The organism is Fusibacter bizertensis (assembly GCF_029914245.1).
GTDB lineage: Bacteria > Bacillota > Clostridia > Peptostreptococcales > Acidaminobacteraceae > Fusibacter_C > Fusibacter_C bizertensis.
On record NZ_JARYZI010000014.1, the window covers coordinates 15,402 to 38,766 of the forward strand.

The window sequence follows — 23,365 nt, forward strand, 5'->3', positions numbered from 1 at the left end:
CTATGAAAAAAGGAGATTTTCCTATCTGACAATTGTCAGGTAGGAAGATCTCCTTATCATACTTGATTAGTGTTTTGTTGTTTGCACTTCTCTTTATATTATCTTAATTTAAGCGCTTGCTTAGCAAGTTCAATGAAATTACCTACGTGAATAGATACGCCTGTAATTGCATCAGTGTGTCCTTCAGCATCAGTTAAAGTTACTGCTTCAAAATCTTGAGTATCAACTAAGAATCCTTCAACTAGAGCAGCTTGCTCATGCCATTCAGATGAAGCTTTACCGATAGATACCATACCATAGTCACCATCGATTGAAGCTGTCTTTTTATCTTTTTCAGTATCTTTGCTTGTTCCATTCCAGTTAGCAGCAACGATAAAACCGTTGATTACTGTAAATGAAGCATTTTCTTTCCAACCTGAATCGCCATAATCAGCATCTTCAGCGTAGAAAGAACCATCTACGTATTTACCAGTTCCAACAGGACCAGCAGCAAGAGCTTCATTTGTTAAGTCAACAAAATCACTTACATGGATTGAAACGCCAGTGATTGAGTCAGTATGACCTTCAGCATCTGAATAGTTAAGACCATCAAATGATTGGTTTTCTACTAAGTAAGCTTCAGCAAGAGCAGCTTGTACATCCCACTCAGATTGTGCTTTACCGTAAGCAACCATGTTGTATTCGCCATCCATAGATGTCGTTTTTTTGTCTTTTCCAGCAGTTACGCTAGCGCCGTTCCAATCAGCATTTACGATCTTACCATCTTTAACTTCGATTGTAACAACTGTTTTCCAACCTGACTCAGCGTCAAAAGTTGGTTGTGTAGCAAAGTAGATTCCATCAGCTAATGAACCACCAGCTGCTGTAGTTTCAGCTGCTGTAGTTTCAGCTGCTGTTGTTTCTGCTGCTGTAGTTTCAACTACTGCAGGCTCATCTTTTGCACATCCAATAAATAAACTGCTCATCATAACTAATACGAGCAATAGACTTAATAATTTCCTCATAAGCCACCTCCTAGTGTTTTGCAAACAACCTAAACTTATTATATCAAAAGTTTCGATAAAAGCAATTTATATTAAGGAATCTTGATACTTTTTTAACGTAAAAAAAGGAAACATTTGAGAAATGCTTCCTTCTGTTGATATAAGTGAGTCGTAGAAATTTTTTTGTATGAAAATACTCAAAAAAGTGACAACGTTATTTCCAATTTGAGGTTGTTACTCATACACAACTGCAGTGCCATACACCATGATTTCTGCAGCACCTTGTACAACACTTGATGAGGCATATCTTATGTTTATAATTGCATTTGCCCCTTGAGCGGTTGCTTCATCTACCATGTGCTTAGTAGCAATCTGTCTTGCTTCATTTAACATATCGCTATATTCCTTCATCTCCCCACCAACGAGATGGCGAAAACCTGATGCGATGTCTTTGCCAATGTGTTTGGCTCTTATTGTGCTTCCTTTTACTAAGCCTATTGTCTTTACAATTTTTTTAGAAGGTATATCTGGGGTGTTTACCAATAACATAAAAATTCCTCCTTAAGTTGATATCAATATTTTTTATAGTCGTTTCCTTCTTTTTTAGACTCTTTAAACCGATCGTTAATCAGTGAAATAATGAGGACTATTCCTACAATTAATAAACCAATTGCTAATATATTGATGATTTGGTTAAGGACCATCAAGGAAGGTATCAAAATTGTGAGAACAGCAAACAAAAATATTAAGACAATGAAAGTTACAAATAAAACACTTGAAAATTTGATCATAAGACCAGCCCCTTTTTAATTTCTATCTTTATAGCCTTATATTATCAAATAACACTTCTTTAGTTATTAAAAAAGAATTAACTTTTATGCTTTTAATGAAAAATTATAAAAAACCATAAAAATTTTTTTATAAATTAAAAACGATTTTTATACAGTGGAAGTAAAATTTGAATAGCTCGAATTATTAGACAATTCCGAAATTTTAAACTGTTTAGACTTACTAAGCTATAAATACTTATAAAAATATACAGTGCATGAATATGCAAAATTGTTTGAAAATTCTACAAAAGGCTACAAACGTTGAAAAACTAAGCTTGTCAATATTTTGTCACAAGTGATATACTGTAAGTGCTTCAGAATGATTATGAATAAATTGCCATATAATTACAAACCAAACTGAAAGAGGTGTTATGATGAACCCAAATGGCTTACAGGTCTATTCAGAAATTGGAAGGTTAAAAAAGGTTTTACTTCATAGACCAGGTGAAGAAATAGAAAATTTGACGCCAGAACTTATGAACAGACTCTTGTTTGATGATATTCCTTATCTCAAGGTAGCAAGAGAGGAACACGATGCATTTGCAAAGGTATTCCAAGATAATGGTGTTGAAGTAAACTATCTAGAAGATTTAATTGCAGAATCACTATTTGATAATTCACGTAAAGAAGCTTTTATTGATGAATTCGTTAAAGAAGCAGGCCTAAAAAACCAATTGAGAATTGAACAAGTAAAAGATTACTACAGAAGTTTTGAAACCAACAGAGCTATGATTGACAAGATGATGGCTGGTATTCGTAGAGAAGAACTCAAACCTTCAGGTCTAAGGACACTTTCTGATTTAGTGGACATGAACTATCCATTCATAGTGGATCCACTTCCTAATTTATATTTTACAAGAGATCCATTTTCAACTGTTGGCAGCGGTATTGCTCTAAACAAGATGCGGACACCGACACGTTGTCGTGAAACTATTTTTTCCAAATATATTTTTAGATACCACAAAGACTATAAAAACCTTGATATTCCTTTCTGGTATGACCGTGATATGGCTAATGCTATAGAAGGTGGAGATGTGTTAGTGCTTAGTGACAAAGTAATTGCAATTGGTATATCACAAAGAACGGATGCGGATGCAATAGAGATTTTTGCACGTAATGTTTTCTCTGATGGACAGCCATTTCAAACTATTTTGGCATTTGATATCCCTAAAACAAGAGCTTTTATGCATCTTGATACAGTATTTACAATGGTAGACCATAGTGTATTTACAATTCACCCAGAAATAGAAGGACCACTTACAGTGTATTCGCTCACAAGATCTGATAAAAAAGGCGATTATAAAATTGAACGCGAATATCAAACACTTGAAACAATATTGAGCAAGTACTTAGAGGTCGATTCTGTTAAGTTAATTAGATGTGGTGGCAAAAAAGGAATTGATGCTGGTAGAGAGCAATGGAACGATGGCTCAAATACACTAGCGCTTGCTCCTGGAGAGGTAATCGTCTACTCTAGAAATCATGTCACAAATCAACTGTTAGAATCTGAAGGTATAAAAATACATGAAATTCCTTCTTCGGAGCTTTCGAGAGGTCGAGGTGGCCCAAGATGTATGTCTATGCCACTCAATAGGGATTTAATTATTAAAAAATAGCAATGCATTATATCCAAAATTTGATTAGTTAGCGCAAGCGCTAATATTATAAATTTAACCACTTTATAGGAGGGTTCATATGCCAGTTAGTTTAAAGGGAAGACATCTATTGACATTAAAAGATTTTACGCCAGAAGAGATTAGATACTTGTTAAATTTATCAAAAGATTTAAAAGCAAAAAAACGCGCTGGAATTAGAGGCGATTTATTAGATCGAAAAAATATCTGTTTGATATTTGAAAAAAATTCTACTAGAACACGCTGTGCTTTTGAAGTCGCAGCATTTGATGAAGGCGCAAGTGTGACATTCCTTACCAATAGTCAAATGGGAAAAAAAGAAAGTATTGAAGATACTGCGAAGGTACTTGGCAGATTTTATGATGGCATAGAGTTTAGAGGATTTGAGCAACAAACGGTTGATGCTTTAGCAAAATACGCAGGCGTTCCTGTTTGGAATGGACTAACAGATATGTATCATCCAACTCAGATATTAGCAGACTTTTTAACGATTATGGAACATGTAGATAAACCTCTTAACAAAGTTAAGTTTGTTTATTCAGGTGATGCTAGAAATAATATGGGAAATTCACTCATGATAGGTGCCGCTAAGATGGGAATGCATTTTGTTGCACTAGCACCTAAGTCGCTTTGGCCATCAGAAGCACTTGTTGAAGAGATGAGAGTCGTTGCTAAAGAAACAGGAGCAATTTTAGAGTTTTCTGAAGATGTTGCTGCAGTTGATGGTGCAGACGTTATCTATACTGATGTATGGGTTTCAATGGGTGAGGAGCATCTATTTGAAGAACGCATTAAAACACTTAAACCATATCAAGTAAATATGGACATGCTGAGAAAAACTAATAATGAAGATGTGATTTTTATGCACTGCTTACCAGCTTTCCATGATTTAATGACTGAGGTTGGAGTCCAAATTGAACAAAAATTTGGGATGAGAGAAATGGAAGTTACTGATGAAGTGTTTAGAAGTAAAAATTCAGTAGTATTTGATGAAGCTGAAAATAGAATGCATACAATTAAAGCAATTATGGTTGCTACAATAGGTAATTTGTAATACAAATTTATGCCGGAGGCTAGTTTATGAATACGAAAGACAAGATAGTTGTCGCACTTGGCGGTAATGCACTTGGAAATTCACCAAAAGAGCAATTGGAATTGGTGAAACTAACTGCAAAGCCAATTGTTGATTTGATTGAAGCCGGTCATGAAGTGATCTTAGCACATGGCAATGGTCCACAAGTTGGCATGATTAATTTAGCGATGTCAACATCAGCAGAATCGTCATCTCATACACCTGAGATGCCTTTTCCAGAGTGTGGTGCTATGAGCCAAGGATACATTGGTTTCCATCTTCAAAATGCAATTAGAGAAGAACTGCTTAATCGTTCGATGCAAATACCAGTTGCTACAGTTATTACTCAAGTGATTGTTGATAAAGATGATCCTGCATTTAAAAATCCTACAAAGCCGATTGGTGCCTTTTATACTAAAGAGATATCTGAACAGTTAGTATCTGAAAAAGGGTATACCATGGTTGAAGATTCAGGACGTGGATTTAGGAGAGTCGTTGCTTCACCTAAACCAATAGATGTAGCAGAAAAGGAAACAGTTAAGACACTTGTTGAGAACGGGCATGTAGTAATAACAGTTGGTGGAGGCGGCATTCCAGTTTATAAAGACGGCAATCGATTGATTGGTGTTCCAGCAGTTATTGATAAGGATTTTGCTTCAGCTAAAATTGCAGAAATACTGGATGCTGATTACTTGATTATCCTTACAGCAGTTGAGAAAGTCGCGATAAATTTTGGTAAACCAGATGTTAAGTGGCTAAGTCAAATGTCCATATCACAAGCGTATCAATATATTGAAGAAGGTCATTTTGCACCTGGAAGTATGTTGCCAAAGGTTCAAGCTGCAATCCAGTTTGCAAGTTCGAAAAAGGGAAGAAAAGCACTTATTACTTCTCTAGAAAAGGCAAAAGAGGGAATAGATGGGATAACAGGAACAGTTGTTATCGCAGAGTAAGGATGTTAATCTCATTTATTTAATATATTCACTATCAATCATATTTCAAAAAACGCCCCTGAAAGTCCACTCTTTCAGGGGCGTTTTAAAGTTTTGTGGCATAAAAATTGCGTGTAATATTTATATATCCATTTGAAAGCTGATTCAAATGATTTATAATGAAGAAAAGAGACTAAGATTGTGAGCGTGATGAGATGAGTAATTATACTGGAGAAAAAGAAAACTTAACTGACGATCTGTTTATCAAAAGGCTTCACCAAATATTTGACCCAATTTCAGTGCCGATTATCATGGTTAATAAGGAGACCGAGGTTGTAATGATCAATGAGTCCTTCGCTGATTATCTAGGTTATCCTAGAAGTCAAATTCTTGGAAAGAAAGTAGAAACAGTCGATCCCAACACACGCTTCCCTTATGTTATCAAAAATAAACAACCAGAGTTTGCACATAAGCACAAGTTTATCAACGGGCATACAGCTTTAGTTCACAGAATTCCCGTTCTCGATGACGACGGCGAAGTGGTGTATGGTTTTGGTATGGTTATTTTTGACGATTTAAGACAGCTGCAACAAGTGCTAGAGAAGAACAAATTATTAGAAGGTAAACTAATGATTTATCAAGAAGAACTAAAAAGTATGCGTGGTGCTAAGTATTCTTGGAATTCAATCATTGGAAATTCTGTAATCATGCAGGATGTTAAAAGCATTGCAGCAAAGGCGGCAAAAACAGACTCAAACGTATTAATTGTCGGTGAGAGTGGAACTGGAAAAGAACTATTTGCCCATGCGATACACAATGATAGCAAACGTTTTGATGGTCCATTTATCAAAATCAATTGTGCCGCTATTCCCAAGGATCTCTTGGAGTCAGAGCTTTTTGGATATGAAGAAGGTGCTTTTACTGGCGCGAAAAAACAAGGAAAAGTTGGTAAATTTGAACTTGCTAATGGCGGGACTATTTTTCTAGATGAGATTGGTGATATGCCTCTTGATATGCAAGTGAAAATTTTACGTGTATTGCAAGAAAAAGAAGTTGAGCGTATTGGTGGCAACAAAACTACACCTATTGATTGTAGAATTATTGCAGCGACTAATCGCGACCTAGCAGAACGAATCAAGGAAAACGAGTTCCGAGAGGATTTATATTATAGGCTAAATGTTGTCAATATTGAGGTTCCACCCCTAAGACTCCGAAAGGAAGATGTGGAAATTCTAACACTTAAGTTAATGGAAAAGTTATCACATTCACTTGGAAAGTATGTTAGCAATATAACCGTTGATGCACTTGATTGTCTAAAGACTTATAATTGGCCAGGTAACATTAGAGAACTCGAAAACGTTGTAGAGCGTGCTATTAATATGACTGACAGTGAAACCATAGAGATTCAACATTTACCTACTTTCATAATTGCACATAATCCCAACGAACAAGTAGAACCAACAACGCTTACTAGCCTTAGACATGCGGTAGATGAAGTGGAAAAGGCGACGATTCTCAAATGTCTTAAAGCGGTTAATTACAATAAATTGAAAGCGGCTAAAATTTTAGGCATCAGTCGAACGAGCTTATACGAGAAAATAGAAAAATTTAAAATTGATGCAGAGTAAAATCTGGAGAAGTGACACTGTCCATAAACTGTTGTACAAATTATGGACAGTGTCTTTTTTTTGTACAACATTTAGTACAAGATTCTTATAAAAATTGCCTAAATACATCTTATTTTAATTGGCACGACTTTTGCGTATTCATATTCACAAACAAGAGTGGTTCAGATTGCATAATAGATTTAGGAGGCAACAGATGAAAAAGAGAACTGTTGGAATAGTAGGCACTGGGATTTATATCCCCGAACAAGTAATTACTGCAAAAGAAATTGCAGATGCTACAAATGGTATATGGGCTGAACAAGCTATTATTGATAAACTTGGTTTTACTCAAAAACCTGTTCCAGGTCCTGGAGATGGTACACAAGCAATGGGTGTAAAAGCAGCGCTAGATTGCCTTAAAAATACAGGTGTTGATCCACTTGATATAGATGTGGTTCTTTGCATGGGTGAAGAATGGAAAGAATATCCTTTAACGACTTCTGCAATTTATATTCAAGAACAAATTGGTGCGAAGAATGCTTGGGGTATTGATGTTCAAAATAGATGCTGTACAACGGTTACTGCTATGAAAATGGCGAGAGACATGTTAATCGCAGATGAATCAATTGATACAATAATGGTTTGTGGAGGTTACAGAAATGGTGACTTCGTAGACTATAGCGACAAAAACATGAGCATGATGTTTAACCTTGGCGCTGGTGCAGGTGCAATTATATTAAAAGCAGATTATAATAGAAACATTTTATTAGAATCTCATATTATGTCTGATGGAAGCATGGCAAGAGATGCTGGCGTAGAAATTGGTGGTATAGAAAATCCAATAGATGTTGACAATATAGACGAAGCATACAAATCATTAAGATTATTACAGCCAGAACATATGAAAAATAGACTAAATGAAGTATCCATGAGCAACTGGATGCAATGTATTGACTTGGCATTTGAGAAATCTAATGTCGAAAAATCACAACTCGATTACTTAGCAGTACTTCACTTCAAGTACTCTATGCATAAACAAATGCTTGGCCTTCTAGGTTTAGATGAGAGTCAGTCTATCTATCTTAGTGAATTCGGTCATATAGGTCAAGTAGATCAAATTTTATCTTTACATCTAGCCGAAAGACAAGGGAAACTTAAAGAGGGGTCGGTCGTGTCTATGATTGCTGCAGGAATTGGATATGCATGGGCAGCTAATGTAATAATATGGGGAGAAGGGGGTGAAGGCAGTGTTCGTTAAATCTGAATACCAAAAGAAACTAGTTCATGTAAAAGACGTACTCTCAATGATAAATTCAGGTGATCACGTGGTATCTGGACTTGCAGGTGCAGAGCCAAAGGCTATTTTGTCGGAGCTACATACTGCGGCAGACAGCCTAAGAGATGTATCGATCATCACATGTTTACCAATGGGAAATTACGAATTCTTTGGCAATCCCCAGTACAAGGACTCGTTTTTAATGGAGGGATGGTTTTATAGTGGATTTATGCGTAAACTCCATGCAAACAAGAACATTACCTTTATCCCCAATCATCTTCATTTTGCTTCAACTAAAAGGCTCGATTATAAAGTACCACGTATCTATATGGGCAATTGTTCACCAGTTGATGCGCACGGTTATGTATCGCTTGGACTTAGTGCAGTCTATGAAAAAGATATGATAGAGAAGGCAGACTTGGTTATTTTAGAAGTAAATCCCAATGTGCCAAGAACATTTGGAGATACGTTGCTTCATTATTCAAAAGTTGATTATTTTGTAGAAGCAGATTATCAGATGCCTGAATTACCAGTTACTGAACCTAACGAAAAAGACAAACTGATTGGGAAACATATCGCTGAACTTATAGAAGACGGTTCAACAATCCAGCTTGGCATTGGAGGAATTCCAAATGCAGTTGCACAGGCACTTAAAACTAAGAAAAACTTAGGTATTCATACTGAGATGTTTACTGATGGCATGGTTGATTTAGTAGAGTGCGGTGCCGTTAATAATAGCATGAAAACAATTCACCCAGAAAAAATGATCGCAGCATTTGCACTTGGAAGCAAAAAGTTATATGATTTCATTAATGATAATCCAAGTGTAGAGATTAAAAAGGGTACTTATGTGAATGATCCTTATGTAATTGGTCAAAACCATAAAATGGTATCCATCAATACATCAATAGAAGTTGATTTAACAGGACAATGTTGTTCCGAATCTATTGGTGTAAGACAAATTAGTGGCACAGGTGGTCAAGCAGACACAGCAATTGGTGCACAACTTTCAGAAGATGGAAAATCATTTATAGCACTTTATTCCACTGCTATGATTAAAGATAAAACAACAGGTGAAATTATTGAAAAATCAAAAATTGTACCTATGTTAACGCCAGGAGCAATTGTATCCCTTTCTAGAAATGATGTCGATTATGTTGTAACAGAATATGGTGCAGTTTCATTAAGAGGTACCTCGGTACGAGAACGTGTTAAAAGACTCATCAGTATTGCGCATCCAAAATTTAGAGAAGAACTTCAAAAAGAAGCAGATGCCCTGATGATCTGGTAAAAATGCTATATTCGTCTCCTTTAAATAGACCCTAAACGAAAAGAAGAAACAGGACACCCAACCTGTTTCTTCTTTTCGTTTATATAAAATAAGGTTTATTTATCGTATTCATTATTGAGTCGATCGGCGATTTCTTTGCCAAGTGCATTTAGTGCTTCAAATTCAACATCTTTAGGAGAATAAGTTGCTTCTATGGATGGTCCGATTTTTTCCCATCCAATTTCAGAGACAAAAGCCTCTATACCAGATACACCGCCACCTGACCAAGACTTATTCCCAAATACTGAGATATAGCGATCTTTTAATCCTGAATTACCAAGTTTGGCAAGAACAGTTTCAACAGAGCTAAAAACTTTTGTGTTATAAGCACATGAGCCTATGACAACTGCTTTATATTTCCAGATTTCACTTAAGATATAAGAGCTGTGCGTTTTAGATGCATCAAAGACTTTAACATTTTTAACGCCATTTTCTGCAATGATTCGCGCTAAATAGTCTGCCATTTTAGCGGTATTACCGTACATAGAGCCATATACGATTACGACGCCATGGTCGGCTTCGAAGCGACTCCATTTATCATATAAATCGATAATTTTACTTGGATTACTTCTCCAGATTGGCCCATGCGTTGGTGCGATCATCTTGATATCAAGCCCAGCAAGTTTTTTTAGGCTTCTTTGAACCATTGGGCTGTATTTTGCTACTATATTACTATAATATCTTCTAGTTTCATCTTCATAAAAATCATAATTGAGTTCATCATCAAATATACCGCCATCTAGTGCACCAAATCCACCAAAAGCATCCATAGAGAAAAGAACACCTGAAGTTTCATCAAAAGTCATCATCGTTTCTGGCCAATGTACCATAGGTGTAAGATAAAATGTCAATTTATGCTTACCAAGATCAAGGGACTCACCATCGCCAACTTCATAATAGTTTTTTGTGATGCCATAAAAACCTTCTATAAAAGGAAAAGTCTTTTTGTTGCCTACGATTTTCATATCAGGATATGCACCAAGAAGTGCTAGCATAGAACCCGAATGATCTGGCTCCATATGATTAACGATTAAGTAATCAACCTTGCGATCGCCGATGATTTCTTTGATTTTTTCAAGATATTCAGTTGTTTTATTAAACTTAACCGTATCAAGAATGGCTATTTTTTCATCGTTGATAAGATATGAGTTATAAGCAACACCTTTTTCAAGTGGCCAATAGTTTTCGAAAAGTGTCGTCTCTCGGTCATTGACACCTATCCAGTGGATATCTTCTCTTATGCTTAATCTACAATTCATTTTTCACCTCATATTTTAGTATGTTATAGTTAATCCAGTCTTTCTATGCTTCTATTATAAAATAAAAGTGCATATTATTACAGACAATTTTTGTATTAATTTATTTACAGTTATGAATTGTATACAAAATACAGATATGCTATAATACTATTTGTGAGTGAAATGGCTATAGTAGTTTACATCCTGACTATTCTTTTATATAATGTACTTGAAACTTTAGTAGTATAACATTTGGCGATTCTGTCAAATGATTAACAAAATGTAGTAATGGATTGGGAGTACGTCGATTGACAGGAATGTATTTTGTATACTATACTGTTTTTGTAATCAATGATGATTAAAAGGAGGCTATTTTTAATGGGTAAAAAAGTTATGAAAACCATGGATGGTAACACTGCTGCTGCATATGTAGCATATGCATTTACAGATGTTGCTGCTATCTACCCTATTACCCCATCGTCTAATATGGCGGAATCAGTAGATGAGTGGGCGTCTAGTGGTAAAAAGAACATTTTTGGCCGTCCTGTAGCTGTTTCTGAACTTCAATCAGAAGCTGGCGCTGCAGGTGCAGTACACGGATCTTTACAAGCCGGAGCTTTGACAACAACTTTTACTGCGTCACAAGGTTTGCTTTTAATGATCCCAAATATGTACAAAATCGCTGGTGAATTATTACCTGGCGTATTCCACGTTAGTGCAAGAGCAATTGCTGGACATGCACTTTCGATTTTTGGAGATCATTCAGATGTCATGGCAGCAAAACAAACTGGTTTTGCATTTATAGCTTCTGGCTCAGTTCAAGAAGTTATGGACCTTGCTGGTGTAGCACATTTAGCTTCTATTAAAGGTAGAGTACCTTTTGTACATTTCTTCGATGGATTTAGAACTTCACATGAAGTTCAAAAGATTGAAGTAATTGATTACGCTGAATATGATAGATTAGTTGATCACGATGCAATCAATGCATTTAGAAATAACGCACTTAGCCCTGAGCATCCTGTAACAAGAGGAACAGCTCAAAACCCTGATATTTTCTTCCAAGCAAGAGAAGCTTCAAATAAATACTACAATGCACTTCCAGAAATTGTAGTTGACTATATGAATGAAATCAACAAAATCACTGGTAGAGAGTACAAGCCTTTTAACTACTATGGTGCACCAGATGCAGATAGAGTTATCATCGCTATGGGTTCTGTTACTGAATCAGTTGAAGAAACGATTGACTACTTAGTTGCTAAAGGCGAAAAAGTAGGTATGATCAAAGTTAGACTTTACAGACCATGGGCACCAAAATACTTCTTTGATGTTTTACCAGCTACAGTTAAGAAAATTGCTGTACTTGATAGATGTAAAGAGCCTGGTGCAGATGGAGAACCATTATTTAAAGATGTTAGAAACATGTTCTACGGAAAAGATAATGCACCAGTTATCGTTGGTGGTAGATACGGTCTTGGTTCAAAAGATACTACACCTACACATATTAAACGTGTATTTGACGAACTTAAAAAAGATGTTGCAGCTCAAGAATTCACTATTGGTATCGTAGATGATGTAACTAATTTATCTTTAAATATTGAAGATTATATTGTTGCTGAAAATGTAGGAACAATTCGTTGTAAATTCTGGGGTCTTGGATCAGATGGTACTGTTGGTGCTAATAAAAACGCTATCAAAATCATCGGTGATAAAACAGATATGTATGCACAAGGTTACTTCTCATACGATTCTAAAAAATCAGGTGGTATTACTGTATCTCACTTAAGATTCGGTAAAAACCCAATTCGTTCAACTTACCTTATTGACGAAGCTGATTATGTTGCTTGTCACAACCAATCTTACGTTTTCCAATATGACTTATTAAAAGGTCTCAAAAAGGGTGGTACTTTCGTACTTAACTGTAAATGGAATGCAGAAGAAGTGTCAGCATTATTACCTGGTAGCATGAAACGTTATATTGCTAAAAACGATATCAAGTTCTACACAATTGATGCAACTAGCATTGCTGAAGAAATTGGTCTTGGAAATAGAATTAACATGATCATGCAATCTGCTTTCTTTAAACTTGCAAAAGTTATTGAACTTGATGACGCAGTTAAATACCTTAAAGAAGCTATTGAAAAATCATATGGAAATAAAGGTGCAAAAATTGTTGAGCTTAACAATAAAGCAGTTGAACTTGGTATCGAGAGACTTGCTCAAGTTGCAGTTCCTGCTGAGTGGGCAAATGCTGAAGATTCTGCAGTAGTAGAAGCTAAAGGTGATCCAACATTTATCAAAGAAATCTTGAGACCAGTTAATGCACAAAAAGGTGATGATCTTCCAGTTAGTACTTTTAATGGTTATGAAGATGGTACTTTTGAAGCAGGTACTGCTGCATACGAAAAACGTGGAATCGCAGTAAATGTACCAGAATGGCAAATCGATAATTGTATCCAATGTAACCAATGTTCATATGTTTGTCCTCATGCTGTAATTAGACCTTTCTTATTAACTGAAGAAGAAATGGCAAATGCACCTGAAGGATTCCATACTAAAAAAGCAATTGGTAAAGGACTTGAAGGTTTACAATACAAAATTCAAATCTCTCCTTATGACTGTACTGGTTGTGGAAACTGTGCGGATGTCTGCCCAGCTAAACAAAAAGCACTTGTTATGAAACCAATTGAGACACAAGTTGATGTTGAGTCAGAAAACTGGAACTTCGCAGTTGAACTTCCTGTTAAAGATGATAAAATGGCACTTAGTACAGTAAAAGGTTCACAATTTGCACAACCTCTTTTCGAATTCTCAGGCGCTTGTGCTGGTTGTGGAGAGACACCATATATTAAAGCAGTTACTCAATTATTTGGTGATCGTATGATGATTGCAAATGCAACAGGTTGTTCTTCAATCTGGGGTGGTTCTGCTCCAGCTACACCATATACTAAAAATGCTGAAGGCAAAGGTCCAGCATGGGCAAACTCTTTATTTGAAGATAATGCTGAGTATGGTTATGGTATGGGACTTGGTGTAAAAGCAATTAGAGAAAATATGGTTGATAAATTTGAAGCACTAGTTGCAATGAATGCTGATCCTGCTGTTACTGCAGCATTTACTGAATGGTTAGAAACTAGAGAAGATGCTGAAGGGTCAAAAGCTTCATCAGCAAAAGTTCTTGAAGTTCTTGCTAACAATAATGTAACTGATGCAGCTGCAAAAGAAATCTTAACATTTGCTGCTAATCATAAAGATTACCTTGTAAAACGTTCAGTTTGGATCCTTGGTGGTGATGGTTGGGCATATGACATCGGTTTCGGTGGTCTAGACCATGTAATCGCTAGTGGTGAAAATGTAAACATCTTAGTATTTGATACAGAAGTTTACTCAAATACAGGTGGACAAGCATCTAAAGCTACACCGGTTGCTGCAATCGCTAAGTTTGCTGCTTCAGGTATGAGAGTTAAGAAAAAAGATCTTGGTATGATCGCTACAACATATGGCTATGTGTATACTGCACAAGTTTCTATGGGCGCAAACCAAAATCAATTCTTAAAAGTAATTCAAGAAGCTGAATCTTATGATGGTCCATCACTCATCATCTGCTATGCACCATGTATCAACCATGGTATCAGAACCGGTATGGGAACAACTCAAAGAAGAATGAAAGAGGCTGTTGAGTCAGGTTACTGGCATCTATGGAGATTTGACCCTAGAGTGAAAGCTGAAGGCAAAAATCCATTTATCTTAGATTCAAAAGAGCCAACTGCAAGCTTCAGAGATTTCATCTTGGGTGAAACGCGTTATACAACATTACAAAAACAATTCCCAGAAGTAGCTGAGCAATTGTTTGATCTTGCAGAAGAGCAAGCAAAAGATCGTTACGCTGGTTATGTAAGAATGACTAAGATGGAATACTAAGCATCTAAAAGTTCATAAACAAGGTGCCACTCAAATTGAGTGGCACTTTTTTTTCATGTATTGTATAGAGATGAATTTAGATATTTTTCCTAGAATATTGCAATGCGTTAATAAATGCATTAAAATATATTTAGCATACCGAATTAATTGAGATAAAAGAGGTGACAATGAACTTTTTGAGATTTCAAGTACGATTAAATACAGATATTTATAATGCTTATCGATCTTTAGTTAATATTGAGAAAATATTGAAGTGGACTGAGGTTCGAGCATCATCTATAACAGGCGTTCCGTATTCACAAGTGTCCTGGGAGTTTGAAGATGCTCTTGATTATGAATTCAATATCATGCAGTGTGCTGTAAAGACAGAGTATTGTACTGAAATTCATATGCTTATCAAATTAGATGCTATCAATAGCTCAAAGTTCAATGAGGTTGAAGCGCTTGATGATTTTATCAAAAGTGAAAGTGCAAAGGCGAATGCATTACTTGAATCATTGAGAAAACACTTTAATAAAGATTGGGTTATTCAAGATAGAGATTTAACTGCTGGTATTTTAAAAGGCTCATTTTAATTGATCTCAAGAAAGATTAGTAGAGTGAGTGAGGTAATGAGGAGGAAATATGAAATATAGAGTGATAGGTAAAACAGGGCTAGAAGCATCAGTTTTAGGGCTTGGATGTATGAGGTTTCCAGTTGAAGGTGAAGATGCTTCAAAAATCAAAAAGGATGAAGCTATTGAAATGATTCGCTATGCCTTAGATCATGGCATTAATTATATTGATACTGCATATCCTTACCATGGTGGTGAAAGCGAGACTCTTGTTGGAGAAGCTTTAAAAGATGGCTATCGTGAAAAGGCAATTTTGATCACAAAGTCACCAGGATGGTTGATCAAAACGAAAGAAGATTTTCATAAATATTTAGATGAACAACTAAAAAAACTACAAACTGATCACTTAGATATATATTTGTTACATGCACTTAACGTCAACACATGGGCAACTTATAAAGAAATTGATGTTTTTTCTGCTATTGAAGAAGCTAAGGCGCAAGGAAAAATCAAACATATCGGTTTTTCTTTTCATGATGAGTATAAGGTGTTTGAAGAAATCATTAATGCTTATGATTGGGACCTTTGCATGTTGCAGTTAAACTATATGGATATGGAAGAGCAAGCTGGTTTAAAGGGCCTTAAACTTGCAGAAGAAAAAGGTATTCCAGTTATAGTGATGGAACCTTTAAAAGGAGGCATGTTAGCAAACCCTTCACAAGAGGTTTCTGAGTTATGGGAGACTTATCCAGAGAAGAGAAGTGCTGTTGAATGGGCACTTAGATATGTTTCGAATTTTGAAAATGTCAAAGTTGTTTTAAGTGGTATGTCATCTCTAGATCAAATTAAGAATAGCATCAGCATCGCAGATCAATTGACAGTAGGTAACCTAGATGATGCAGGACTCGAACTCGTAGAAAAAGTTAAAGAAGCTTATAAAGCAAGAGTTCAAGTGCCATGTACAGATTGTAAGTACTGTGTACCATGTCCACAAGGTGTTCAAATTCCGCGTGCATTTACTTTTTACAACCGAGCGCATATCTTCAATCAAATAGAAGCTATCAAAGGCCAGTATAACGCACAAGTGCCTGCAGAAGCTAAAGCAGGACAGTGTATTGCCTGTGGTATTTGTGAACCTAAATGTCCTCAAAAAATTCAAATTATTGATTCTTTAAAACGTGTCGCGGTAGCGTTTGAGTGATTATGAAAATATTTTAAGTGTTAAAAATATTGTTGAACCTCATGCAAAAAACGTCTATAATGAAGTGAGCACTTATAAGATATTGAAAGAGGTGGCATTTTGAAAAAAGGTGATTTTTTGTGGGCAGCGATATTACTAGCATTTACTGCTTTTGTTATTACGCCGGCTACACATGTTGTTTTTGTTGATTTTACAGGAGCACACCCATATATTGGCGGATTCATCAAATTTGGTTTGCTAGCAACAATGGGTGAAATGTTAGTTGTAAGGATTTCAACTAGAGAATGGAAGAAAGCCCCGGGTTTTTTATGGAGAGTTGCCATATGGGGGTTTCTAGGTATGGTTATTACATTGATCTTCACTATATTTAGTGGAGGTGTAATGGGAGCCCTAGATAAAGGATTACTCCTTGGAAAGGGTAATAAGTTCGCTTTTGCATTTTTCACCAGTTTTCTGATGAACTGTACATTTGCACCAACAATGATGGCTTTTCATCGATTTACTGATACTTACTTAGATCTTAAGTATGGTGAAAAGATAGCAAAACCAACAATAGCTCAAGTTGTAAATAAAATTGATTGGAAGGGTTTTGTTTCATTTGTAATATTAATTACAATCCCATTTTTCTGGATACCAGCGCATACGATAACTTTTTTACTCCCACCAGAGTATAGAGTTTTAGTAGCTGCTTATCTAAGTATGGCTTTAGGATTGTTACTTACAATTGCAAAACGGAAGAAGTAAACATTTAAAACTTAAAGGCATACTATTCACAGCTTGTGAATAGTATGCCTTTTTTAATTGTCATAAATTTTCTGAAAGGACTCTAGATTGTATAGGTCTCACCTAGTTCAGGGAGGTGAAGTTCTGCTTTTTCAAAATCTTTAATCTTGTCAGCTAAAGCATCTCTAGAAGATTCTTCTCCATGATTGACAAAAATATGCTTTAATCCTTTAACAGAGCTGATCCAAGATAGCAAGTGACTTTCATCTGCATGTCCTGAGAACCCGTGTAGATCATGAAGCTTAGCACCAACTGTTACATCAACGTCTAGGATTTTAACTGATTTTGTACCATCTAGAATCTGTCTTCCGATAGTGCCTTCTGCTTGATAGCCAATAAACACAAGATGTGTATTTTTACGCCAAAGATTATGTTTCAAATGATGTGTTATGCGACCTGCTTCGCACATACCGCTTGCTGCTATGATGACCTTGGGATGAGGATTGTGATTGAGTCCCACAGAACCTTCAATTGATGTTATCAAATGAAGATTATCCATTTTAAAAGGTGCACCCGAAAAGTTTTGTACTGCTGGACTCATGAAGGAAATATGACTCTCATAAATTTTAGTTGCTTCAAGTGCTAGGGGGGAATCGATATAAATTGGAATGTTCTTTAGGCGAGCGCCTCTTTCATCAGGGTGCTGTTTGATAAAGTTGTTGAGTTCGAAGATAATCTCTTGAGTTCGTCCCACTGCAAATGATGGAATCAGTACAGTACCATTATGAGAAGTTGCCTCAAGAATGATATCAACTAATTTTTCAGCTCGCGTTGTTATATCAGTGTGTAACCTTCCGCCATAAGTGGATTCGACAACGATTGCATCCGCAAAGTTCACTGTTTCTGGAGGGAGTTCCAATAGATTTGTCCCATTACCTAAATCTCCTGAAAAAGCTAAAGTCATAGTTTTATTATCCTGTTTATATGTGAGAATCAACGATGAAGAACCGAGTAGATGTCCAGCGCGAATAAATGTAAAGCTAAAGTGTGGATTTAACTGATGTGGCATGTGGTAAGGAAGAGGGTAAAGGTATTGAAAGGATTCGACTGCTTCATCTTCTGTAAAAAGCGGTTTAATTAAGTCCAGTCCAGCGCGCTCTCTTTTCTTATTCTCCCATGCGGCTTCAGTTTCATGTATTTTTCCTGAGTCTTTTAAAAGAATTTCAGCGAGATGACTTGTAGGTTGTGTACAAAATATTTTTCCATTAAAGCCTCGCTTAACTAAAAGTGGAATTCTACCAGAGTGATCAATATGTGCATGTGTTAGGATGATGTAGTCAATCTCTTTGGCTAAGAAAGGCAATTCTTCAAAGTTCAATGATTCTTCTTTTGGAGTGCCTTGAAACTGGCCAGAATCAACTAAAATCTTTAAATTTTCAAAATGTATCAGTGTCATTGAGCCTGTTACTTGTCCAGCGGCTCCCAAAAATTGTAATTTCATATTGGCCTCCTTAAAACTGTGATATTATATTATTACCCCTTTTTTTTATTAAAACATAAATTTAATATACGAATCGCCTAGATGTTTGTTAAAATAAATATGTATGACTATATTGTATCAGAGGAGCGAGGCATGAGGTATAAAAAATCAAGGGTCCTGCTAGTTATAACCCTTATTGTCCTTATCGTTGGTGGAGCTTATTTTGTAAAGGCTCAAAATGAAAAGGCGCAAATAATAAATCAAGAAAAGTTAGCCCAAGCAGAAGCGGCTCGAATAGAACAAGAGAGGCAAATTCTTGAACAAGAAAAGGCAGAGAAAATTGCCGAAGAAAAGAGAAAGAAAGAAGAAGAAGAAAAACGTATTGAAGAAGAACGGAAGTTGAAAAATGAGAAGATTGCCAATAACACATTCTATATAAAAGCGGGTGGTACTTCACTTTATGAAAAAGCAGATGCCTCTAGTGAAATAATCTCTAGTTTAAAAGGTAAAAGGAGCATTTATATTGAGGAACGCATTAAAGATGAGAACGGAGAGTTAAGTTATCTTAGAGTGAAAAATAACATCGACGATGTTGATGATTTAGGGTATATAAAAGCATCTGATGTAGTTGATTCTTTGGTCGCTTATATTGCTAAGCCCTATTCTGATGTAGATTATTCTTACTATCCAAAAAATGATTCTTTTGAGTCAAATCCTAAGATAGATGTTAAAGCAATCTATGTAACCGGTTCTACAGCCTCTAACGAGAGACTTGATGAAATGATAGCTCTTATAGATGAAACAAAGTTAAATGCAATGGTGGTAGACGTAAAAGACGATAATGGCTATTTATTATTCCACTCACCTACTGCAGAGAAGCTTAATCCTGAAGCGAATGATCATGTATATATTGATGACATGCAAGCTTTTATGGACAAGATGAAAGAACATAATGTATATTTAATTGCAAGAGTTGTAACTTTTAAATCACCAATCTATGCAAAAGCACATCCTGAAAGAGCTATAGTATATAAAGATTCTGGTGAACTTTATAGTGACAATGATCGTCTGATTTGGGCATCGGCGTATGATCGCGAGCTATGGGCGTATAATGTAGGCATTGCAAAAGAGGCTGCTGCATATGGGTTTAATGAAATCCAGTTTGACTATGTTAGGTTTCCAGCGATTGCGAAGCAAGAAGCAATGGATTACAGAGATGGAACGGGTGAGTCGCATACAGCAATCATTCAAGCTTTTATAAAATTTGCATATGAAGCGCTCACAGAAGATCAAGTCTATATATCTGCGGATGTTTTTGGTTGGGCAGCAACTGCGCTGGATGATGTTGGTATAGGACAACATTGGGAGTCAATTGCAAATGTAGTAGACTATATTAGTCCTATGAATTACCCTAGTCATTATGGACCAGGCAACTATGGGCTTCCTGTTCCTGATGCTTATCCCTATGAGACGATGGATCGTTCTGTAAAAGATGCGATTGCAAGAAATGCCAACTTGTTGAATGCGGGACATATTCGCCCTTGGATTCAACATTTTACAGCGACTTGGGTCGACGGGCATATCAAGTATGGTATCAAAGAGGTGAAAGCTCAAATAGAGGCATTAGAAGCAAATGGCATTAACGAGTATTTAGTATGGAATGCAGGAAATTACTATTATGAAAACGCCTTTAAATAGTGCGTTAAATAAATTAGATTTTTAGGAGGCATTATATGTTAGCGAGAGAGATTGCAGAATCTTTACTTAAGATTAAAGCTGTAACAATCGTAGATGAAAAAAATTTGTTTACATGGGTTTCTGGTATTAAGTCGCCAGTATACTGTGATAACCGAATGACTATTAGCTACCCTGAGGTAAGAGAAAAAATTGCTAATGGTTTTGTAGAGATTATTAAAGAAAAGTTTCCTGATGTAGAAATTATTGCAGGGACAGCAACTGCTGGCATTCCACATGCAGCATGGGTTGCCCAAAAGCTGAACTTACCAATGGTATATGTGAGAAGTAGTGCAAAAGAACATGGTAAAGGAAAACAAACAGAAGGTGTCTTAACTGAAGGTGCAAAAGTTGTTCTTATTGAAGATCTCTTGTCAACAGGAGGAAGCTCTATTAAGGCGTGTGAAGCATTAACCAATGAAGGTGCAAATGTAATGGGAACACTTGCAATTTTTAGTTATAATTTTTCACAGGTAGATCAACTTTTTAGCGAGCGAAATATTCCGTATATTACTTTGACAGACTATAGAACTTTATTGCCAATTGCTGTAGAGATGGGTTATGTACCCAATACTTCATTAGAGACATTGATCAAGTGGAGTGAAAATCCAAAAATGTTTACAAAAGAATAATTTAGAGGTGAAAATTGAGAGTTAGAAAGAAACCAGGAGCGTATGAAGCGCTTCTAGAATATGACACGTATTATATTGATCAACCTGAAGTGCATAAAGGAAAATGGCACGAGGTATTTGGAAATTCTCATCCGATCCACGCAGAATTTGGCGGGGGAAAGGGAAAGTTTATTATTGAAATGGCAAAAAGAAATCCAGAAGTAAACTTTATTATGGTTGATGCTGTTACAGAAGTTGTTTTAAAAGCAGTTGAGAGAGCTGAACAGGAAGAAATGATACCGAATTTGAAAATTATTAAGATTGATTTGAGATTTGCTCAAAATTACTTTGATTCGGAAGACTTAGATCGCATCTACCTTAATTTTAGTGACCCATGGCCTAAAAAACGTCACTATAAGAGAAGACTAACTTATAGAGACTTTATGGATGTGTACAAAACCATCCTTAAAAAGGATGGATGGATACACTTTAAGACGGATAATAGAAGTTTATTTGAGTTCTCGCTTAATGAATTTGCAACGATGGACTTAGTTATGCGCAATATTGCTTTAGATCTTCATGCACAAGACGGTATTGACAATGTGATGACAGAGTATGAAGAAAAATTCTCTTCTATGGGTCATCCTATCTTTAGAGTAGAGGTAGCATTTAGATAAGCTTAGGGGGTGGTGTTATTCTTAAGAAAACATTTTATATATTTGTAGCACTTATTATATTGCTGATGACAATTGCTTATATGGCAGGTTTATTTAATGATTTGAGTTTTGATACACCACTGTTAAGTAATATCTATGAAGGTTTAAAATTACTCTTTAGAGTAAATATCATCTGGATTGGCTTAGTGATATTTTTAGAAAATAACAATCCATCTAGAACTTTGGCTTGGTTGCTGGTGTTAGTACTCTTACCAGTGGTTGGATTCTTTTTATATGTACTTTTTGGTAGAAGTTATAGAAAACAGAAAAAAGCCAAAGCTAAGATTCTCAGTGATTCTGATCGCATGGAGAAAGCTGCTGAAATCCAATCGAGTTTGCTTGAGTATATAGACTTGCCAAACAGCGAAAATCCAGCAAATCGAAGACTGATGCAACTGCTATTAAAAAATGCTAAAGCACCTTTTTCTATGAGTAACGAAGTAACGGTACTTACCAATGGTCTCAGTAAGTTCAACCGCCTATTTGGGGCAATAAAGCGCGCTACAGATCATATTCATCTAGAGTATTTTATCATCAAAGATGATCACATTGGCAATGAACTGCGAGAATTGTTAATCGAAAAAGCAAATGAAGGTGTAAAAATTAGAGTTATATTTGATGATGTTGGCTCTATGGGACTATCAAGAAAGTATATTAATAGTTTAAAAAGAGCTGGTATTGAAGTCCATTCATTTTTCAAAGTGCCATTACCTATTCTATCAAGAGACTTGAATTATAGAAATCATAGAAAGATTGTTGTCATTGATGGTCTTATCGGTTTTGTGGGCGGACTCAATATTGGTGATGAATATATTGGAAATTCAGACAAATTTGCTTTTTGGCGTGATACACATTTGGAAATCAAGGGTGAGGCAGTATATGCCTTGCAGACGATTTTCTTAAATGATTGGAATTATGTTGCAGGTCAAGTAGTACAAGGGGTTACGTATTATCCGGAAATTAAAGTAGCAAAGACTTCTTTGGTGCAGATTGCTGCTTCTGGTCCAGACTCAGAGTGGAAATGTATTTTACAAGCTTTTTATAAAATGATCTCTAATGCAGTGGACAAGATATGGGTTACAACACCTTATCTAGTCCCCGAAGAAAGTATCTTAATGGGGCTTAAAACTGCAGCACTTAGTGGTATCGACGTTAAGATCATCATCCCATCACAACCAGATCATTTTTTTGTGTACTGGGCATCACAAGCCAACATACAACAACTTTTAGAAGCTGGTGTTAAGATTTATAGGTATAAAAATGGTTTTATTCATTCGAAGATCATGATCGTAGATAAGTTAGTTGCTACGGTTGGGACAGCCAATCTTGATATTCGATCAATGGAAATAAATTTTGAAGTCAATGCGTTTATGTATGATGTTGATGTTATTTCTAGACTAGAAGAAGATTTTATCCATGATATTGATGAGAGTATTATGTATGAACTGGAAACGTTTAAGCATAGAGGCATTCATAGAAAACTTATGGAAGCACTGGGCCGACTTGTTTCACCACTACAATAACTG

General features: G+C 36.0%; 19 protein-coding genes. 14 read left to right on the forward strand and 5 right to left on the reverse strand.

Going from position 1 to position 23,365, the window contains the following annotated elements; all coding sequences use genetic code 11:
• Positions 1–98: 98 nt before the first annotated feature.
• From QE109_RS15720 to QE109_RS15730, 3 genes are all read right to left on the reverse strand, one after another.
• Positions 99–1,004, reverse strand: coding sequence for a hypothetical protein (locus QE109_RS15720; protein ID WP_281095507.1), 906 nt, complete (start codon positions 1,002–1,004; stop codon positions 99–101).
• Between the two features lie 213 nt (positions 1,005–1,217).
• Positions 1,218–1,532 carry a YbjQ family protein gene (locus tag QE109_RS15725; RefSeq protein WP_281095508.1) on the reverse strand — a complete coding sequence of 105 codons (315 nt, stop codon included), beginning with the start codon at positions 1,530–1,532 and terminating at the stop codon, positions 1,218–1,220.
• Positions 1,533–1,555: 23 nt separating this feature from the next.
• The gene (locus QE109_RS15730; RefSeq protein WP_281095509.1) at positions 1,556–1,774 is read right to left on the reverse strand and encodes a hypothetical protein; all 219 of its coding nucleotides are present in this window, start codon (positions 1,772–1,774) and stop codon (positions 1,556–1,558) included.
• Between the two features lie 410 nt (positions 1,775–2,184).
• On the opposite strand from QE109_RS15730, the gene arcA reads away from it, so the two are divergent.
• From arcA to QE109_RS15760, 6 genes are all read left to right on the forward strand, one after another.
• Entirely contained in the window at positions 2,185–3,429 is a 1,245-nt protein-coding gene (gene arcA, locus QE109_RS15735; protein WP_281095510.1) for an arginine deiminase, read from the forward strand.
• A 79-nt stretch (positions 3,430–3,508) separates the two neighbouring features.
• Positions 3,509–4,501 (forward strand): ornithine carbamoyltransferase, encoded by a 993-nt coding sequence (gene argF, locus QE109_RS15740; protein WP_281095511.1) that lies wholly within the window; start codon positions 3,509–3,511, stop codon positions 4,499–4,501.
• A gap of 26 nt (positions 4,502–4,527) precedes the next feature.
• Positions 4,528–5,472: a carbamate kinase gene (gene arcC, locus QE109_RS15745; protein WP_281095512.1), complete on the forward strand. Its 945-nt coding sequence runs from the start codon at positions 4,528–4,530 to the stop codon at positions 5,470–5,472.
• A gap of 194 nt (positions 5,473–5,666) precedes the next feature.
• The gene (locus QE109_RS15750) at positions 5,667–7,079 is read left to right on the forward strand and encodes a sigma-54 interaction domain-containing protein (RefSeq protein WP_281095513.1); all 1,413 of its coding nucleotides are present in this window, start codon (positions 5,667–5,669) and stop codon (positions 7,077–7,079) included.
• Positions 7,080–7,272: 193 nt separating this feature from the next.
• Entirely contained in the window at positions 7,273–8,316 is a 1,044-nt protein-coding gene (locus QE109_RS15755) for a 3-oxoacyl-ACP synthase (RefSeq protein WP_281095514.1), read from the forward strand.
• On the forward strand, positions 8,297–9,625 hold the full coding sequence (locus QE109_RS15760; protein ID WP_342637167.1) for an acetyl-CoA hydrolase/transferase family protein: 1,329 nt from the start codon (positions 8,297–8,299) through the stop codon (positions 9,623–9,625). The genes QE109_RS15755 and QE109_RS15760 overlap by 20 nt, the downstream gene beginning before the upstream one ends.
• Positions 9,626–9,720: 95 nt before the next feature.
• Here the strand turns inward: QE109_RS15760 and QE109_RS15765 are convergent, their stop codons facing one another.
• On the reverse strand, positions 9,721–10,923 hold the full coding sequence (locus QE109_RS15765; protein WP_281095515.1) for an FprA family A-type flavoprotein: 1,203 nt from the start codon (positions 10,921–10,923) through the stop codon (positions 9,721–9,723).
• Between the two features lie 357 nt (positions 10,924–11,280).
• On the opposite strand from QE109_RS15765, the gene nifJ reads away from it, so the two are divergent.
• From nifJ to QE109_RS15785, 4 genes are all read left to right on the forward strand, one after another.
• A complete protein-coding gene (nifJ, locus tag QE109_RS15770) occupies positions 11,281–14,820 on the forward strand; it encodes a pyruvate:ferredoxin (flavodoxin) oxidoreductase (RefSeq protein ID WP_281095516.1) in 3,540 nt (1,179 codons plus the stop codon).
• Positions 14,821–14,987: 167 nt separating this feature from the next.
• Positions 14,988–15,395, forward strand: a complete 408-nt coding sequence (locus QE109_RS15775; protein ID WP_281095517.1) for a hypothetical protein — start codon at positions 14,988–14,990, stop codon at positions 15,393–15,395.
• Between the two features lie 49 nt (positions 15,396–15,444).
• The gene (locus QE109_RS15780; RefSeq protein ID WP_281095518.1) at positions 15,445–16,575 is read left to right on the forward strand and encodes an aldo/keto reductase; all 1,131 of its coding nucleotides are present in this window, start codon (positions 15,445–15,447) and stop codon (positions 16,573–16,575) included.
• Positions 16,576–16,674: 99 nt separating this feature from the next.
• Positions 16,675–17,319, forward strand: a complete 645-nt coding sequence (locus QE109_RS15785; protein ID WP_281095519.1) for a hypothetical protein — start codon at positions 16,675–16,677, stop codon at positions 17,317–17,319.
• An 82-nt stretch (positions 17,320–17,401) separates the two neighbouring features.
• On the opposite strand, the gene QE109_RS15790 is transcribed toward QE109_RS15785, so the two are convergent.
• Positions 17,402–18,799: an MBL fold metallo-hydrolase RNA specificity domain-containing protein gene (locus QE109_RS15790; RefSeq protein WP_281095520.1), complete on the reverse strand. Its 1,398-nt coding sequence runs from the start codon at positions 18,797–18,799 to the stop codon at positions 17,402–17,404.
• A gap of 132 nt (positions 18,800–18,931) precedes the next feature.
• On the opposite strand from QE109_RS15790, the gene QE109_RS15795 reads away from it, so the two are divergent.
• From QE109_RS15795 to cls, 4 genes are all read left to right on the forward strand, one after another.
• Positions 18,932–20,476 (forward strand): putative glycoside hydrolase, encoded by a 1,545-nt coding sequence (locus QE109_RS15795; protein WP_281095521.1) that lies wholly within the window; start codon positions 18,932–18,934, stop codon positions 20,474–20,476.
• A 35-nt stretch (positions 20,477–20,511) separates the two neighbouring features.
• Positions 20,512–21,144: an orotate phosphoribosyltransferase gene (gene pyrE, locus QE109_RS15800; protein WP_281095522.1), complete on the forward strand. Its 633-nt coding sequence runs from the start codon at positions 20,512–20,514 to the stop codon at positions 21,142–21,144.
• A gap of 14 nt (positions 21,145–21,158) precedes the next feature.
• Positions 21,159–21,800 (forward strand): tRNA (guanosine(46)-N7)-methyltransferase TrmB, encoded by a 642-nt coding sequence (trmB, locus tag QE109_RS15805; RefSeq protein WP_281095523.1) that lies wholly within the window; start codon positions 21,159–21,161, stop codon positions 21,798–21,800.
• Positions 21,801–21,880: 80 nt separating this feature from the next.
• The gene (cls, locus tag QE109_RS15810; protein ID WP_281095524.1) at positions 21,881–23,362 is read left to right on the forward strand and encodes a cardiolipin synthase; all 1,482 of its coding nucleotides are present in this window, start codon (positions 21,881–21,883) and stop codon (positions 23,360–23,362) included.
• Positions 23,363–23,365: the final 3 nt, after the last annotated feature.